The following is a 15,203-nucleotide window of genomic DNA, read 5'->3' as shown; positions in this document are numbered from 1 at the left end:
CAGCAGGGATCATAGGTAGCGAGCATAAAGGCGAACAGGGCTGGCGTCAGCCGTTGTTCGCCTACGTCGCAAATCAACAGTTAGCGGATGACTTCGATTTTCAGCCCTTTGCCATCGAGAGCCCCGGTCTCCAGCCGGGCAGCGCGAACGCCTTTGCCGATCAGCGCGTCACGCCAGGCACTTGCGCTGGCCCCGGATACAATCAGGCGCAATGAACTGTCAAGGTTGAGACCACGAGAAATCAGGGTGATCCAGACGTCCTGTGGCTCTCCTGCAAGCCGGGGCAGTTCCAGCTTGCCGGTGCTTTTCAATTGACGCAGCAGCGTCGCCGAGGTCGGCAGCAACTCGCCCAGCGGTGCAGCGGCTTCAAACTGCTCGACGTGCAGATAGGCTCGACGATTGCCACGGGTAATGCTGTAGAGCGCCACCAAGGTGTCACTGCGGGGCTCTGCCATGCGCAACAGCAGATACGCCTGCCGGTCGTCCGCGCCGTACAGTTTGGCGTTGCCAAACACTTCGTTGGCCCACAGGCTGCTTTCTCCGCAGTCGCGAGCCTGGCACCAGAACAGCAGTTCAGCGCCCTGCTGCTGCAAAGCCTCGCGCGCGGCAGTAAAGGCATCATCGGAAGTATGTTCGGCAGGCAACTGATAGGTAACCGAAGTCAGGTTGCCCCGCGCGCTTACCTGGCCGTCGAATCGCAACTGGCCACTGATCTTGCGGATCGAGCCCATCGGGTAGACACGTTCCAGCTCGGCGGCAGGACGATAGTCGACGATCTCGGCATCGGCCATACGCGGCACAATGTCCAGATCACGGCTGCCCTCCATATCGGCGGCACTGACTGCACTGCTGAACAGGCCGCTGAAAATGACTGCGCACAATGCGACAGCTGGAACACGGGTTAAAAGCATGAGTGTTCTCATCGGCTGGCAGGCGTAAAGAAAGAATGAGGGTAATCGCCTGCAAGGCGATCATGGCGGGCGGCTTGATCCATCACGGTTGACTCCTATTTCAACCCGCCCAGCGTCGGCAGTTGCCGGCCTCAAGTCAAGAAGCAGCGAAAAAGCGATTGATACAGTGTGCAACAGAGCGCGCACCGTCCTCGTCGTCCAGGTGCAAATGATGCCCTCCACTCAGCCGTGCAACGTCGAAAGGCAGACCAGACAGCAGCTCATGTTTTTTCGCCAGCATGCCGTCCGACGCAATCACCAATTGTGTCGGACAGCGAATGCCATGAACGAACGCCATCGCCTGTTGCTCTGTAAAACGTATCGCGGAGGGCAAGGTCAGGCGGCTGTCGCTGCGCCACGTGTAACCGCCCGGCACTGGCATCAAACCACGCAGAGCAAGCAGCTCTGCCGCCTCGCGACTGACCGCCAGCGCGCCTTTCATGCGCGCCTGAACGGCTCGTTCCTGATCCTGATAGACCGGTTTTTTCTTGCTCGACAGCGCCAGTTGCGCCTGCAGGGCTGCGCCCATGCGTTCGGCGGCGGACTGGGGTTCACCGGTCAGCGGCACAAGCCCGTCAATCAGTGCAAGACGCGTAACCCGCTCGGGCAACGAGCTTGCGAGCAACACCGAAATAATCGCCCCCAGCGAATGCCCCAGCAGGGCAAAGCGTTGCCAGCCCATGTGCTCGGCGACCTGCAACACGTCAAACACGTAGTCGGCCAGAGCGTAGGCAGCACCTGCCGGGCGATGGTCGGAGTAGCCATGCCCGGCCAGGTCCAGCGCCACGATCCGCAACCCTTCAAGGCGCGGGGCCAGCCGGGCAAAACTGTTAGCGTTGTCGAGCCAGCCATGCAGCGCGATGACAGGCTGGCCGTCTTCAGGACCTGACAAATAAGCAGCCAGTTCGATATGGCCCAGGCTCAAGCGCACTTCCTCGACAGCCAGCCTCATGCGCCAGCCCGCTGCACATGTCGTGCGTCCCAGCGGACGAACAAAGACTTGAGTAATTGCGCCGTCTCATCGGGGCGCTCCAATGGAAACATGTGCCCTCCGGGCATCGTCAAGTATTCCCCTTCGCGCATGCGGCGGGCCAGGTAGCCATGATGCGGCATGATCACCCGGCTGTGCTTGCCGCGCACCATCGCCAGCGGCACCTTGAGCTGACGCGAAGGCAACGGGCTGGTATGCGGAATGCTACGATAAATGCTGATCTCTGTCGCCGGATCGAAGCGCAGCCGAAGTTGCTCGCCGTCATGCTGTAAGCCGTGCTGCAGGTAAGCAGCGAGGCAGTCGGGGTCGAAGCGGCGAAACAGGCTCTTGCTGGAAAAATAGGTACGGGCGGCATCCATGTCGACAAACGCTTCGCGACGCCCCAATGTGCGACCTGCAGGGGTTATACGGTCAATGAAACCCAGGCGCTTGGCCGCACGAATGAACAACTGATCGGCCAGCCCCAGCACTGGCGAGTCCAGCATCACCACCCCCCGATAGAGTTCCGGGCAACGTAACGCGGCATGCAGATGCAGCACACCGCCCAGAGAGTGCCCGACACCCCATACCGGGCCCGACTGCTCGCGCAAATGATGAATCAGTTCATCGACCAGACTCAGCCAGTTGTCGTCCACTGGAAAGCGCGGGTCATGCGCGTGTTGTTCAAGCCGCGCCACCTGGTATTCCGGGGCAAGTGCCGAAAAAAGCTTGCTGTAGGTCGCCGAAGGAAAGCCATTGGCGTGAGCGAAGAACACCGGTTGCGACATGCCGATACTTCCATGAGCGGGCGAGTCAAGATTGTGCGCAGCCTCTTTGCAGAACGGCAATGACCGGAACCGCCATCGCAGGTGACACTCCGGCCATCCTCGGTGCCCGAAGGATGACAGGAAGAGCGCGGTCAGTGTGCAGGTGGCTCCTGGCCATGCGGCACCACTGCAACTGTCAAGCGTGAAATGCAGCTCAGCTTGCCTTCGTCAGTGCTGATGCGAATATCCCAGACATGAGTGGTACGACCGATGTGTACAGGGCGTACGACCCCGGTCACGCGTCCGGTGCGCACCCCACGCAAATGGTTGGCGTTGACCTCGAGCCCGACGCAGAAATGCGTCTTCGGGTCGACCATCAGGTAACTGGCCATCGAGCCCAGCGATTCAGCCAGCACGACCGAGGCACCGCCATGCAGCAGACCGAACGGCTGGTGAGTTCGTTGATCAACCACCATGCTCGCCGTCATGGAGTCTTCGGTGAACGACTCGAAACGAATGTCGAGCACTTCGCCGATGGTGTTTTTCTGGGCCGCCATAAGGGTTTCGATGTCGGGAGCCTGACGCCACATGCTCATTTCAAATCCTTTTATAAAAGGTTGCACTTGCTTCACAAGAGCGAGGTCGATGTTCGGACAGCCCGTTCAGACGTGCCGAACGCTGTTGAGTGTCATGGTGCCGGCGGCCACGAACTCGCCTTCCAGCTCGGCCAGGCTGGCAGTACTCATGGGCTCGGCCTGCTGCGCGCTACCATGTGCCAGCACGCCGATCAGCTCACCCACCAGAGGCTGATGACTGACCAGCAGCACTTCGTCAACGCCGAGTGTCTCGAGCTGTGCCAGTACCTGACGCGGGCTGCCGTCAGGCGTCAGCCAGGGCACTGTCACGACCGGCGCGTCGAAACCCAGAGACTGACGCACCAGTTCGGCGGTTTGCTGAGCGCGAACATAAGGGCTGGCAAGAATCCGCTGCACTGGCTTACCCGTCAGGTGCATGGCGCTTTTCTGCACTTCCTCACGACCATGGGCCGTCAACTCACGCTCTGCGTCACTGCGCGCGCGCGACTGTGCTTCGCCATGGCGCAATACCCAGACCTTCATGACTTGGGCTCCTCATCACGCACCGGGTGCGTTGCTGGCGCAACGTGATGTGCGGCCTCGCCATCCGGATCCCGAGGCGCAGGCCAGTCAGCGAACGGCCAAGGCTTCTGGTCACTGTGAAAGCTCCCGAAACGACCGATCTGCGCCAGATACTGGCTGAGGCTGTCACCGAAATTCATCAGGCTGCCGCTCGGCGCGCCATAGATCAGGCGATACCCCAACTGCACCAGTACCACGACCGCCAGAACGATCTGAGCCACGTGCCATATGCCCAGGAACAGCAGCATCCATAGAACGCGTAGCAGAATCGACTCGTTATGCTGGATCTTCGACTCGTTCAAAACCTTCTCCCTGAGCAAACTGAATTCAATTGAAACCGGTGATCGAAATGAAATCGACGTCTGTCTTGGGTTCGGCGCGCATCAGTGCCTCAATGACCTGGCTGAGCGTGCGGCCTTCAAAAAGAATCGCATGCAGTCCGGCGACCAGCGGCATGTAGACCTGCACCTCCTGAGCCTTGACCTTGAGCACCTTGAGCGTGTTTACACCCTCGGCCACTTCGCCCAGGCGAGTCACCGCCTCCTCCAGAGACAGGCCCTGCCCCAAGGCAAACCCGACCTGATAATTACGGCTTTTAGGCGAAGAACAGGTCACGATCAGATCGCCCACCCCCGCCAGCCCCAGAAAGGTCATCGGATTGGCGCCCTGACTGACGGCAAAACGGGTCATTTCCGCCAGCGCACGGGTAATCAGCATGCTTTTGGTGTTTTCGCCCATCTCCAGCGCAACGGCCATGCCGGCAATGATCGCGTAGACGTTCTTCAAGGCACCGCCCAGCTCGACGCCAAAACGGTCATTGCTGGCATAGACGCGAAATGTCCTGCCGTGCAAGGCAGCCTGAACCTGCTCACACAGCGCCTCGTCTTCGCTGGCCACCACGGTGGCAGTCAATGCATGTTCGGCGATCTCGCGGGCCAGATTCGGACCGGACAAGACCCCGATGCGAGCCTGAGGGACGATCTCTTCCAGAATCTGGCTCATGAGCTTGAAACTCTGCGCCTCGATGCCTTTGGTCAGGCTCACCAGCATCTTGCCGCTCAGGCACTCGACGTGAGGCGACAGTACCGAGCGCAGGGCACTTGATGGCAGTGCGACGAAAATGAGTTCGCTGCCTTCGAGTACCGCGGTGAGGTCAGTCACCGGCTCGACTTCAGGGCGAACCTTGATGCCTTTAAGGTAACGAGGGTTCTCGCGATTGACGCGAATGGCCTCCGCCTGCTCCGGATCGCGCATCCACTGGCGAACCTGATGACCGTTCTCGGCCAGCAGATTTGCAATGGCAGTACCGAAACTGCCACCACCAAGAACCGCAACTGGTTGCTGTGTGGTCATAGAACTATCCATCCAGTGCCATCAAGTGGCGATCTCTGCATTATACGGAGCGGCGGAGCATCGGCCAGCAGCAAACGCTGACAACGCATGCATCACTGACACCTTGTCCGGGATAACGTGCCACAGAGAAGTACACGCACACTGGCAACCGACGTCATCTCGGTTAACATGCACGCATACCATTTGCACATTCTGCAATCAACAGGGACACCGAGCGCACAGGCATGGACGCATACACCGGATTCAAGCTGCACCGTCTTGCCTGCAGGGCGTCCAGCCGATGACGTTTCGGCATTGGGACATCAATACCCGCACGCAGATCATAAGCCTCGGGCCTGCCCTGCTGCTGACGGCTCTACTCATAGGCTTTTTCACCTTCGTGCGTATTCAGGACCTGCGTGAGGAGCTCAACCACACCGGTCAATTGATCGCCAATCAACTGGCTCCGGCGGTAGAGCCAGGCGTTACAGCTGGCGATATCGAGGGCCTGAAGCCCCTGATGCGTGCGACCCTGTCCATGCCCGGCGTGCGTTATGTGGAAATCCAGGACAGTTCCAACACGGTCATGGTGTACATAGACCAGCCACGCGAACAGGAGCCGCAGGCCAGGCAGATGGAAATCTTCCAGGCCCCTGTCCGTGCGTCGCACGCCTTGCTGCATAGCAAACCCGCCACTGTGTCTCAGGACTATCTGGGCAGGGTTCTTGTAGGCATGTCCAGCGAGGCGTTCAGCCAGCGCCAGCAGGAAATACTGCTCAAAGCCGCAATCCTCGCGTTGTGCGCACTGGCGTTTACCTTCCTGCTGGCCCGGCGGCTGGCCTTGAGCTTGTCGAGCCCGATCAGTCGGATGGGCGAGGCACTCAAGGCCATTCAGCAAGGGGATTACCACACGCCCCTGCCCGTGAGCGACGACGCCGAACTCGGTGCGCTGGCGCGGCACATCAATAATCTGGCCGAAAACCTCCACCGCACCAGCCTCGAACAGCAACGTTCTGTGGCCCAGTTGATCCAGACGCGCGAGGAAGCCGAGCAGGCCAACCGCGCCAAGTCGGATTTTCTGGCGATGATGAGTCACGAGCTGCGCACGCCCATGAACGGCGTGCTGGGCATGCTGCAACTGCTGGAAACCACGCGCATGACCGATGAGCAGAGCGAATATGCGACATTGGCAACCGAGTCCACTGAACACCTGCTGCGGGTTATCAACGATATTCTCGACTTCTCGCGTATCGAGCGTGATGCCCTGCAGATGGAGGGCATCGCGTTTAATCTGGTCGATTTGATCAACGCCTCAACGCATGCGTTCAATCACAGCGCCCTGCAACGCAAACTGTCACTGGAGCTGAAGATAAAGCCGGGGCTGGAGGCACTTGCGGTCATCGGCGACCCGACCCGGATTCGTCAAATCCTGGTGAACCTGATAGGCAACGCACTGAAATTCACCGAACAGGGCAAGGTCTGCGTCGAGGCCGACTGGGCGATGCTCGACGAAGATCATCTGAGGTTTACCTGCAAGGTACACGACAGCGGCATCGGCATAGATGCAGAGCGTCTGGAGTCCATGTTCGACGCTTTCAAACAGGCCGACAGCTCGATCTCCCGGCGTTACGGCGGGACCGGGCTGGGGCTGCCGATTGCACGCACCCTGGCCGAACGAATGGGTGGAACCTTGCATGCCCAGAGCGAAGAAGGTTCGGGGTCGGTCTTCACGCTGCAAATTCCCCTGCCAGTCTCGCGCAATGCCCCGGTCGATATCATCGAACCGCTGTCAGTACTTGATGCGCAGGGCAAGGCGCGCCGCATATTGCTGGTCGAAGACAACCCGGTGAACCGAACCGTGGTTCAGGCCATGCTGCATAATCTGGGTTGCGAGGTCGAAGTCGCGGTCGATGGCGTCGAGGCGGTGGCGAAAGCCGGGGTGGGAAAATATGCACTGATCTTGATGGATTGCCGACTGCCGGTCATGGATGGATATGAAGCGACACGCAGAATCAGGCAACTTTCCGGGCTGGAGCGAATCCCAATCATCGCGCTGACTGCCAATGCGTTGCAGGGTGATCGGGATGCCTGCCTGCAGGCCGGCATGGACGATTACCTGCCAAAGCCTTTCAAACATGCTGATTTACAGCAGGTTTTACAGCGCTGGTTGTCTTTTCAAGCATCTGCGACTGGCGATAAATGTTAAATTGCGGCAGTCTTGACACCCATATCGGCCCGTAAAATCGGCTGGCCGATAAAATTCAGTGTACAGGTGTACCTTGATTTCACCTGAGCTGTGACTTTCATTACAACGCAACAGTCTATGAGTAGGCTGCCGGACAGGGTCCTGGCGAATGAGTGCGCCAGAACCGACGTTCGAGCCAGTGGCGCCACAACCTGCCGCACAAGATTATTGAGGAGCTCGCATGACCAAACAACACGCCTTTACCCGGGAAGACCTGCTGCGCTGCAGTCGCGGCGAGCTGTTCGGCCCAGGTAATGCGCAATTGCCCGCCCCCAACATGCTCATGGTTGATCGCATCACCCATATCAGCGAAGAAGGCGGCAAGTTCGGCAAAGGTGAATTGGTCGCAGAGCTGGATATCAATCCTGACCTGTGGTTCTTCGCCTGCCACTTCGAAGGTGATCCGGTCATGCCCGGCTGCCTCGGACTCGATGCCATGTGGCAGCTGGTTGGCTTCTATCTTGGCTGGCAGGGCAATCCCGGCCGCGGCCGTGCTCTGGGTTCGGGCGAAGTCAAATTTTTTGGTCAGGTGCTGCCTACCGCCAAAAAAGTCACTTACAACATTCATATCAAGCGCGTCCTGAAAGGCAAACTGAACCTGGCCATTGCCGACGGTTCAGTAAGTGTCGACGGTCGTGAAATCTATACCGCCGAAGGCCTTCGGGTCGGCGTGTTTACTTCCACTGAAAATTTCTAAGGGTACTCGCATGCGCCGCGTCGTTATCACTGGTCTGGGTATTGTTTCCTGCTTGGGCAATGACAAAGAGACCGTCACCGCTAACCTGCGTGCTAACCGCCCTGGCATCCGCTTCAACCCGGAATATGCCGAAATGGGTCTGCGCAGCCAGGTTTCCGGCTCCATCGACCTGAATCTGGAAGAGCTGATCGATCGCAAGATCTATCGCTTCGTCGGCCATGCGGCTGCCTACGCCTACCTGGCGATGAAAGACGCGATTGTCGACTCTGGCTTGAGTGATGATCAGGTGTCCAACGTTCGCACCGGCCTGATTGCCGGCAGCGGCGGCGCCTCGACGCTGAACCAGATGGAAGCGCTGGACACCCTGCGTGAGAAAGGCGTCAAGCGCGTGGGCCCATATCGCGTAACGCGGACCATGGGTAGCACCGTTTCGGCCTGCCTGGCCACGCCATTCAAGATCAAGGGCGTCAACTATTCCATCTCGTCCGCCTGCGCCACCAGCGCTCACTGCATCGGCAACGCTGTCGAGCAGATCCAGCTGGGCAAGCAGGACATCGTCTTTGCTGGCGGTGGTGAAGAAGAGCACTGGAGCCAGTCGTTCCTGTTCGACGCGATGGGCGCGCTGTCCACCCAGTACAACGAAACACCGGAAAAAGCCTCCCGCGCCTACGACGCCAAGCGTGACGGTTTCGTGATTGCCGGCGGTGGCGGCATGGTCGTCGTCGAAGAGCTCGAGCACGCACTGGCTCGTGGCGCAAAAATCTACGCAGAAATCGTGGGTTACGGCGCTACATCCGACGGCTACGACATGGTTGCGCCGAGCGGTGAAGGTGCAATTCGCTGCATGCAGATGGCGCTGGCCGACGTCGACAAGAACGACATCGACTACCTCAACACCCACGGCACTTCGACGCCAGTCGGTGACGCCAAGGAAATGGAAGGTGTGCGCGAAGTTTTCGGCGCCAACGCTCCTGCCATCAGTTCCACTAAAAGTCTGTCAGGCCACTCGTTGGGCGCCGCCGGCGTTCACGAAGCGATCTACTGCCTGCTGATGATGGAGAACAACTTCATCGCCGGCTCCGCAAACATCGACGAGCTGGACCCTGCAATTGCCGACATGCCTATCCTGCTCAAAACCCGTGAAGATGCAAAAATCGACCTGGTCATGAGCAACAGCTTCGGTTTTGGCGGCACCAACGCCACGCTGGTATTGAAGCGCTGGCAGGGCAAGTAACACGGCCCTCGCAACACAAAAAAAGGCGCCTTTCAAAGGCGCCTTTTTTATGCCTGAAGGGTTGGGAGATTGGGCCTCGGCCCGAAGGGCGTGGGAGCGAACGTGTTCGCGATCTGCCGGGAGCCGGCAGCAAAACCGGTAGGCACGGCAAATCAGGCACAAGTCTTCAACCAGCTCTGGGGCCGCGCCCTTCAGGTAGAGGCCACGTTTCCGAGGGCCTCAAGACATAGGTATAACGCCGAACGAAAGCACCTTAACCGAACACTTCACCCAGCAGGTCATGCATCGATTTGAAGGCGCGTCCAGCCACTTTGGCGTCGTACATCATCATGCCCGGCACGTTGGCGTGCGGGTCGGTGAATGAGTGGAAGGCACCGCCGTAGCTATGCAATTGCCAGTCAACACCGGCAGCGTTCATTTCATCTTCAAAAGCAGGCAACTGCTCTTTCGGCACCAGTGGGTCGGAAGCACCATGCAGGACCAGCACCGAACCCTTGATATTGTTGGCGTCAGCAGGGTTTGGCGTGTCCAGCGTGCCATGAAACGAAATGGCAGCTTTCAGATCGGCACCGGTGCGCGCCAGTTCCAGTGAACAGCAGCCACCGAAGCAGAAACCGAAGGTCGCAATCTGCTTGGTATCCAGCGACACATCAGCCTGACTCAGCAGCTGATCAAGACCTGCCTGCATGCGCTTGCGCAACAAGACTCGGTCGTTCTTGAGAGGCGTCATGGCAGCGCCCGCCTCGTCATTGTTACCAGGGCGCAACTGCTGACCGTAAAGGTCAGCCAGCAGCACCACATAGCCTTTCGCGGCGACCGCCCTGGCAATCTCCTCGGCACCCTGACTGACGCCCATCCAGTTGGGCGCCATCAGCAGGCCCGGTTGTGGCGCAACAGCGTCAACGTCATACACCAGACGACTTTCATAAGGCTGGCCATCAATCTGATAGACCACAGAACGTACATTGATATTGCTGCTCATTGCTGACTCCTGATCACTGGAAACACAAAAGACGTGTTAAGGGACTGAAACAAAAAACCCGCCGAAGCGGGTTTCTTGTCAATCGGCTATCAAACCGACAGTTCTACCAACAGCTTGTTCAAACGGCGTACATAAGCGGCCGGATCTTTCAGGCTGTCGCCAGCAGCCAGAGCCGCCTGATCGAACAGGATGTGCGACAGATCGCCAAAACGCTCTTCGCTCTGCTCGGCATCAAGCTTGTCGATCAGCGGGTGAGCCGGGTTGAACTCGAAGATCGGCTTGGAATCCGGAACCTTCTGCCCACTGGCTTCCAGAATCTGACGCATCTGCAGACCCATATCCTGCTCGCCGATGGCCAGAATTGCCGGGGAATCAGTCAGGCGGTGGGAGACACGAACTTCACTCACCGACTCACCAAGCGCAGCCTTCAGACGCTCGATCAGGCCTTCCTTGTCCTTGGCGCTCTCTTCCTGGGCTTTCTTGTCCTCTTCGGAATCGAGGTTGCCCAGATCAAGGTCGCCACGCGCAACATCAACGAAGCTCTTGCCATCGAACTCGTTCAGGTAGCTCATCAGCCACTCGTCGATACGATCGGTCAGCAGAAGGACTTCAATGCCCTTCTTGCGGAACACTTCGAGGTGCGGGCTGTTCTTGACCTGCGCGTAGGATTCACCAGTGAGGTAGTAGATCTTGTCCTGACCTTCCTTGGCGCGCGCCAGGTATTCGGCCAGACCAACGCTCTGCTCGCCACCGTCGACAGACGTCGAGGCGAAACGCAGCAGACCGGCGATCTTCTCTTTGTTGGCGAAGTCTTCCGCCGGGCCTTCCTTGAGGACCTGACCGAAATTCTTCCAGAAACCCTTGTACTGCTCGGGCTCGTTCTTCGCCAGCTTCTCCAGCATATCCAGCACGCGCTTGGTCAGCGCAGACTTCATCGAATCGATGATCGGGTCTTTTTGCAGGATTTCGCGGGAAACGTTCAGCGACAGGTCGTTGGAGTCGACCACACCCTTGACGAAGCGCATGTATAGGGGCAGGAACGACTCGGCCTGATCCATGACGAATACGCGCTGTACATAAAGCTTAAGGCCACGCGGCGCTTCACGCTGATACAGATCAAACGGGGCACGTGCCGGCACGTACAGCAGCGAGGTGTATTCCAGCTTGCCTTCGACCTTGTTGTGGCTCCAGCTCAGCGGGTTCTCGAAATCATGGGCAACGTGCTTGTAGAATTCCTGATACTCCTCGTCCTTCACCTCGGCGCGAGGGCGGGTCCAGAGTGCGCTGGCGCGGTTGACGGTCTCCCACTCCAGCGCTGGTGTCTCTTCGCCTTCGGCTGCCGGAGCCTGCTCTTTGGGCAGCTCGATTGGCAGAGCAATGTGGTCGGAGTATTTCTTGATGATATTGCGCAAACGGTAACCGTCTGCGAACTCATCTTCGCCGTTTTTCAGGTGCAGCACGATACGCGTACCACGTTCGGCCTTCTCGACGTTGGCAACTTCAAACTCGCCCTCGCCTTTGGAGGACCAGTGAACGCCTTCGCTGGATGGTGTACCGGCGCGACGGCTGAACACTTCTACCTGATCGGCAACGATGAATGCCGAGTAGAAACCCACACCGAACTGACCGATCAGGTGCGAATCCTTCTTCTGGTCGCCCGACAGGTTTTTCATGAAATCGGCGGTACCGGACTTCGCGATGGTGCCCAGATGGGTAATCACATCTTCACGGCTCATACCGATGCCGTTGTCTTCAAGGGTAACGGTCTTCGCATCCTTGTCGAAACTCACGCGAATCTTGAGCTCGGCACCGCCTTCCAGCAGCTCGGGCTTCGACAACGCTTCAAAACGCAATTTGTCGACCGCGTCAGACGCGTTCGAGATCAATTCGCGAAGGAAAATTTCCTTGTTGGAATACAGCGAATGGATCATGAGGTGCAGCAGTTGCTTTACCTCGGTCTGGAAGCCCAGGGTTTCCTTTTGAGTTTCCACACTCATAATCATCAAACTCCGATCTGGATGGTATAAGCCGTCACAATCAGGCGTAAGCCCCGTGACAGCGGGTAGTCTTCAAGGTGGGGGCTGGCGTGGGGATTTCAAGAGCAGGAAATGTCAGAGCTCTGTTCAATGCGCCCGAATGCGACGCAAAACGAGTGGCTGAGTGGCGCCTCGCAACCTTCCCGATCCTGTCCACCTCACGGCGCTGTAACGCCCGCGGAACAGCCGCTTCGGATATTCTGCTCGCGTCTGGAACTTAAAGGGTTGGCGCACGCTCTTAGCCACGTGAATAATCAATAAGGAGAAACACCCCATGCGTAAATCTTTAGCCTATGCCCTGATGCTTTCTGCCACCCTGGGCCTTGCTGCCTGTGACAAAAAGTCCGAAAACACCCAGCAAGATGCCAACAAGGCAGCTCAGCAGTCCCAGGAGTCGATGGAAAAGGCTCAGGACAAAGTGAATGACGCCGCCAAGGAAAGCCAGGAAGCTGCTCAGAAAAACGCAGAAGCCGCACAGCAGCGCGCCGCAGAAAACGCCAACAAGGCGCCGGAAGCAGCACCAGCCACCAAGTAAGGCTGGCATGCTCGCAAAACAAGAAAGGCCCGCTTTGAGCGGGCCTTTTCATTGAGCACGATTTAGCCGGTAATCCTTTACCGCAACGCCTGAGCGTTCAGGCTAGCGCCTCGCTGCGCTTGCCCATGACCCGGTCGACAACCACAGCACCCGCCAGGGTGATGACCGAAGGCACCAGCCACGCCAGCCCCTGATCACTCAGCGGCATGCTGGTCAGCGCGCTCGGCAGGTATTCACCGAATCCTGCGCCCTTCAGCGCGTCGATGAGGCCGAAAACGAAAGAAACCAGCATGACAGGCGCAACCACCCTGCCCTGACTCTGCCAGAGCCCTTTGCAGAAGCTCAGCGCGACCAGCACGATGCACGGTGGATAAATAGCCGTCAGCACCGGAATCGAAAACTGGATCAGCCTGGTCAGCCCCAGATTGGAGACCAGCAGAGAGAACACCGCCAGAATGATCACCAGCGTTCGGTAGGACAACGGCAACACTTTGGCAAAGTATTCGGCGCAAGCGCAGGTCAGGCCCACTGCCGTGACCAGACAAGCCAGTGAAATCAGCACGGCAAGAAACCCACTGCCCAGCGAACCGAAGGTGTGCTGCACGTAAGCATGCAGGACCGCGGCGCCGTTGCTGGCGCCAGCCGCAACCGCATGACTGCCGGAGCCCAGACGAAACAGGCTGACATACACCAGCGCCAGCCCGACCCCGGCAATCAGCCCCGCGATGATCGCGTAGCGGGTGATCAGACGCGGCGACTCGACACCGCGCGAGCGGATGGCATTGACGATGACGATCCCGAAAACCAGCGCACCCAAAGTGTCCATCGTCAGGTAGCCATTGATGAAGCCCTGAGAAAACGGTGCAGCGGCATAAGCCGGCTCAGCCTCCCCGGTTACACCCGCAGGCAAGGCAAATGCCGCGATGCCCAGCACCGCCAGCGCAATGATCTTGAGCGGGGCCAGAAAGCGTCCGACCGTGTCCAGCAACCGGCCCGGATACAGAGAAACCCAGAACACCACCAGAAAATACACCAGACTGTAGAGGAACAGCGCCAATGGGCTGTCGCCCGTCAACGGCGCAAGACCGACTTCAAACGACACGGTCGCCGTGCGTGGGGTCGCAAACAAAGGACCGACCGCCAGATAGCAGACCGCCGCGAGCGCGCCACCTGCAATCTTGCCGATCGGGCTGCTCAACGCATCCATCGCGCCGCCGACCTTGGCCAGAGCGATCACCGTGATGACCGGCAAGCCGACCGCCGTGACCAGAAAACCCAACGCTGCTATCCATACGTGCGGCCCGGCCTGCAGGCCCACGATGGGCGGAAAGATAATGTTGCCTGCCCCGACAAACAGGGCAAATGTCATGAAACCGAGTGCCAGGATGTCCTGACCTTTCAAAACTTTCATTACGAGGGACCACACGAAGTCGAAATAAGGGATGGGACGTCACCCATGGATGGGGCAGACGCAGCCCGTCGGCGTAAGACGTGGCAGTACCTTGCGAAACGCCCCTCGTGAGGGCCCCGCAAAAACGTCGCACAGGGTAGCCAACTTCGACCGAAAATGCACTGTCTCAGGGCGCATCGCCCGACGACGCACCCTTAAACGGCAGTCGAACAAACTGCTGGTTATTCGGAAATGTCCGACAGACCAAGCGTTGATAGGTCGGTAGATTGACTGGCATCTCTGCTGTCGATGAATCATCTCCATGCCCGAAGCGAAAACCCGGCCTGCGGTTCTCACCCCTGCCCTGTATACGCCACGCCTTGCACTGCTGCCGTTGCAGATCGAAGACGCACCTGCCATGCAGATCCTGTTCAATCACTGGGAGGTCGTGCGCTATCTGACTCATCACGTGCCCTGGCCCTACCCTGAGGGCGAAGCTCTGCGCTATCTGCGCGAGAACGCCCTGCCTGCGATGCAGGAGGGGGAAGAATGGCACTGGTCGATTCGACTGCGCAGTAATCAGCAGCAGCTGATCGGCAGCGCATGCATGATGGACGAAGAGGATAACAACCGGGGCTTCTGGCTTTCGCCGGCCTATCAGGGGCTAGGCCTTATGTCTGAAGTCTGCGTTGCGATTGACCGCTTCTGGTTTGAAACATTGAGCCGCCCGGTTCTGCGCGTGGCCAAATCAGCCTTGAATGAGGCTTCATGTCGCCTGTCGCAGCGCGAGGGCATGCGCCTTGTAACCGTTCAGGAATCGCAATTTGTCTGCGGCATGACGAAAGAGCAAATATGGGAACTGACGCAGGACGAATGGCTGGAAAAAAACAGCGGGTAGTCAGGCTGGC

At 58.6% G+C, this 15,203-nt stretch carries 15 protein-coding genes; 5 read left to right on the top strand and 10 right to left on the bottom strand.

Annotated elements, in window-relative coordinates; all coding sequences use genetic code 11:
* Positions 1 to 80 precede the first annotated feature (80 nt).
* The 7 genes from POR16_RS09260 to POR16_RS09230 form a co-directional block, all read right to left on the bottom strand.
* Complete coding sequence (locus tag POR16_RS09260; RefSeq protein WP_005897049.1) at positions 81 to 911, bottom strand: DUF4892 domain-containing protein; 831 nt, start codon at positions 909 to 911, stop codon at positions 81 to 83.
* A gap of 136 nt (positions 912 to 1,047) precedes the next feature.
* The gene (locus tag POR16_RS09255; RefSeq protein ID WP_005897047.1) at positions 1,048 to 1,902 is read right to left on the bottom strand and encodes an alpha/beta hydrolase; all 855 of its coding nucleotides are present in this window, start codon (positions 1,900 to 1,902) and stop codon (positions 1,048 to 1,050) included.
* Positions 1,899 to 2,708 (bottom strand): alpha/beta fold hydrolase, encoded by an 810-nt coding sequence (locus POR16_RS09250; RefSeq protein WP_005897044.1) that lies wholly within the window; start codon positions 2,706 to 2,708, stop codon positions 1,899 to 1,901. The genes POR16_RS09255 and POR16_RS09250 overlap by 4 nt, the downstream gene beginning before the upstream one ends.
* A 131-nt stretch (positions 2,709 to 2,839) precedes the next feature.
* Positions 2,840 to 3,283, bottom strand: a complete 444-nt coding sequence (locus tag POR16_RS09245; RefSeq protein WP_005897041.1) for a hotdog fold thioesterase — start codon at positions 3,281 to 3,283, stop codon at positions 2,840 to 2,842.
* A 66-nt stretch (positions 3,284 to 3,349) separates the two neighbouring features.
* Positions 3,350 to 3,805 (bottom strand): phosphohistidine phosphatase SixA, encoded by a 456-nt coding sequence (gene sixA, locus POR16_RS09240; protein ID WP_005897036.1) that lies wholly within the window; start codon positions 3,803 to 3,805, stop codon positions 3,350 to 3,352.
* Positions 3,802 to 4,146 (bottom strand): DUF4389 domain-containing protein, encoded by a 345-nt coding sequence (locus tag POR16_RS09235; RefSeq protein WP_005897033.1) that lies wholly within the window; start codon positions 4,144 to 4,146, stop codon positions 3,802 to 3,804. The genes sixA and POR16_RS09235 overlap by 4 nt, the downstream gene beginning before the upstream one ends.
* A gap of 25 nt (positions 4,147 to 4,171) precedes the next feature.
* Positions 4,172 to 5,197, bottom strand: a complete 1,026-nt coding sequence (locus tag POR16_RS09230; RefSeq protein WP_024669584.1) for an NAD(P)H-dependent glycerol-3-phosphate dehydrogenase — start codon at positions 5,195 to 5,197, stop codon at positions 4,172 to 4,174.
* 280 nt (positions 5,198 to 5,477) lie between these two features.
* On the opposite strand from POR16_RS09230, the gene POR16_RS09225 reads away from it, so the two are divergent.
* The 3 genes from POR16_RS09225 (at position 5,478) to fabB (ending at position 9,352) form a co-directional block, all read left to right on the top strand.
* On the top strand, positions 5,478 to 7,382 hold the full coding sequence (locus POR16_RS09225) for an ATP-binding protein (protein WP_122381093.1): 1,905 nt from the start codon (positions 5,478 to 5,480) through the stop codon (positions 7,380 to 7,382).
* Between the two features lie 220 nt (positions 7,383 to 7,602).
* Positions 7,603 to 8,118, top strand: a complete 516-nt coding sequence (fabA, locus tag POR16_RS09220) for a 3-hydroxyacyl-[acyl-carrier-protein] dehydratase FabA (protein WP_005897017.1) — start codon at positions 7,603 to 7,605, stop codon at positions 8,116 to 8,118.
* 10 nt (positions 8,119 to 8,128) lie between these two features.
* Complete coding sequence (fabB, locus tag POR16_RS09215) at positions 8,129 to 9,352, top strand: beta-ketoacyl-ACP synthase I (protein WP_005897014.1); 1,224 nt, start codon at positions 8,129 to 8,131, stop codon at positions 9,350 to 9,352.
* A gap of 253 nt (positions 9,353 to 9,605) precedes the next feature.
* Here fabB and POR16_RS09210 read toward each other — a convergent pair whose 3' ends face one another.
* Both POR16_RS09210 and htpG read right to left on the bottom strand, forming a co-directional pair.
* Positions 9,606 to 10,334: a dienelactone hydrolase family protein gene (locus POR16_RS09210; protein ID WP_005897011.1), complete on the bottom strand. Its 729-nt coding sequence runs from the start codon at positions 10,332 to 10,334 to the stop codon at positions 9,606 to 9,608.
* Between the two features lie 89 nt (positions 10,335 to 10,423).
* Positions 10,424 to 12,331 carry a molecular chaperone HtpG gene (gene htpG, locus POR16_RS09205; protein ID WP_005897009.1) on the bottom strand — a complete coding sequence of 636 codons (1,908 nt, stop codon included), beginning with the start codon at positions 12,329 to 12,331 and terminating at the stop codon, positions 10,424 to 10,426.
* A 313-nt stretch (positions 12,332 to 12,644) separates the two neighbouring features.
* Here htpG and POR16_RS09200 point away from each other — a divergent pair, with 313 nt between their 5' ends.
* Entirely contained in the window at positions 12,645 to 12,905 is a 261-nt protein-coding gene (locus tag POR16_RS09200) for a lipoprotein (RefSeq protein ID WP_005738079.1), read from the top strand.
* Between the two features lie 97 nt (positions 12,906 to 13,002).
* Here POR16_RS09200 and brnQ read toward each other — a convergent pair whose 3' ends face one another.
* Entirely contained in the window at positions 13,003 to 14,316 is a 1,314-nt protein-coding gene (gene brnQ, locus POR16_RS09195; RefSeq protein ID WP_024669580.1) for a branched-chain amino acid transport system II carrier protein, read from the bottom strand.
* Between the two features lie 301 nt (positions 14,317 to 14,617).
* Here brnQ and POR16_RS09190 point away from each other — a divergent pair, with 301 nt between their 5' ends.
* Positions 14,618 to 15,193, top strand: coding sequence for a GNAT family N-acetyltransferase (locus tag POR16_RS09190; protein WP_005896998.1), 576 nt, complete (start codon positions 14,618 to 14,620; stop codon positions 15,191 to 15,193).
* Positions 15,194 to 15,203: the final 10 nt, after the last annotated feature.

The organism is Pseudomonas coronafaciens pv. oryzae str. 1_6 (assembly GCF_000156995.2).
GTDB lineage: Bacteria > Pseudomonadota > Gammaproteobacteria > Pseudomonadales > Pseudomonadaceae > Aquipseudomonas > Aquipseudomonas tremae.
This window is presented reverse-complemented; position numbering and strand designations above follow the sequence as displayed.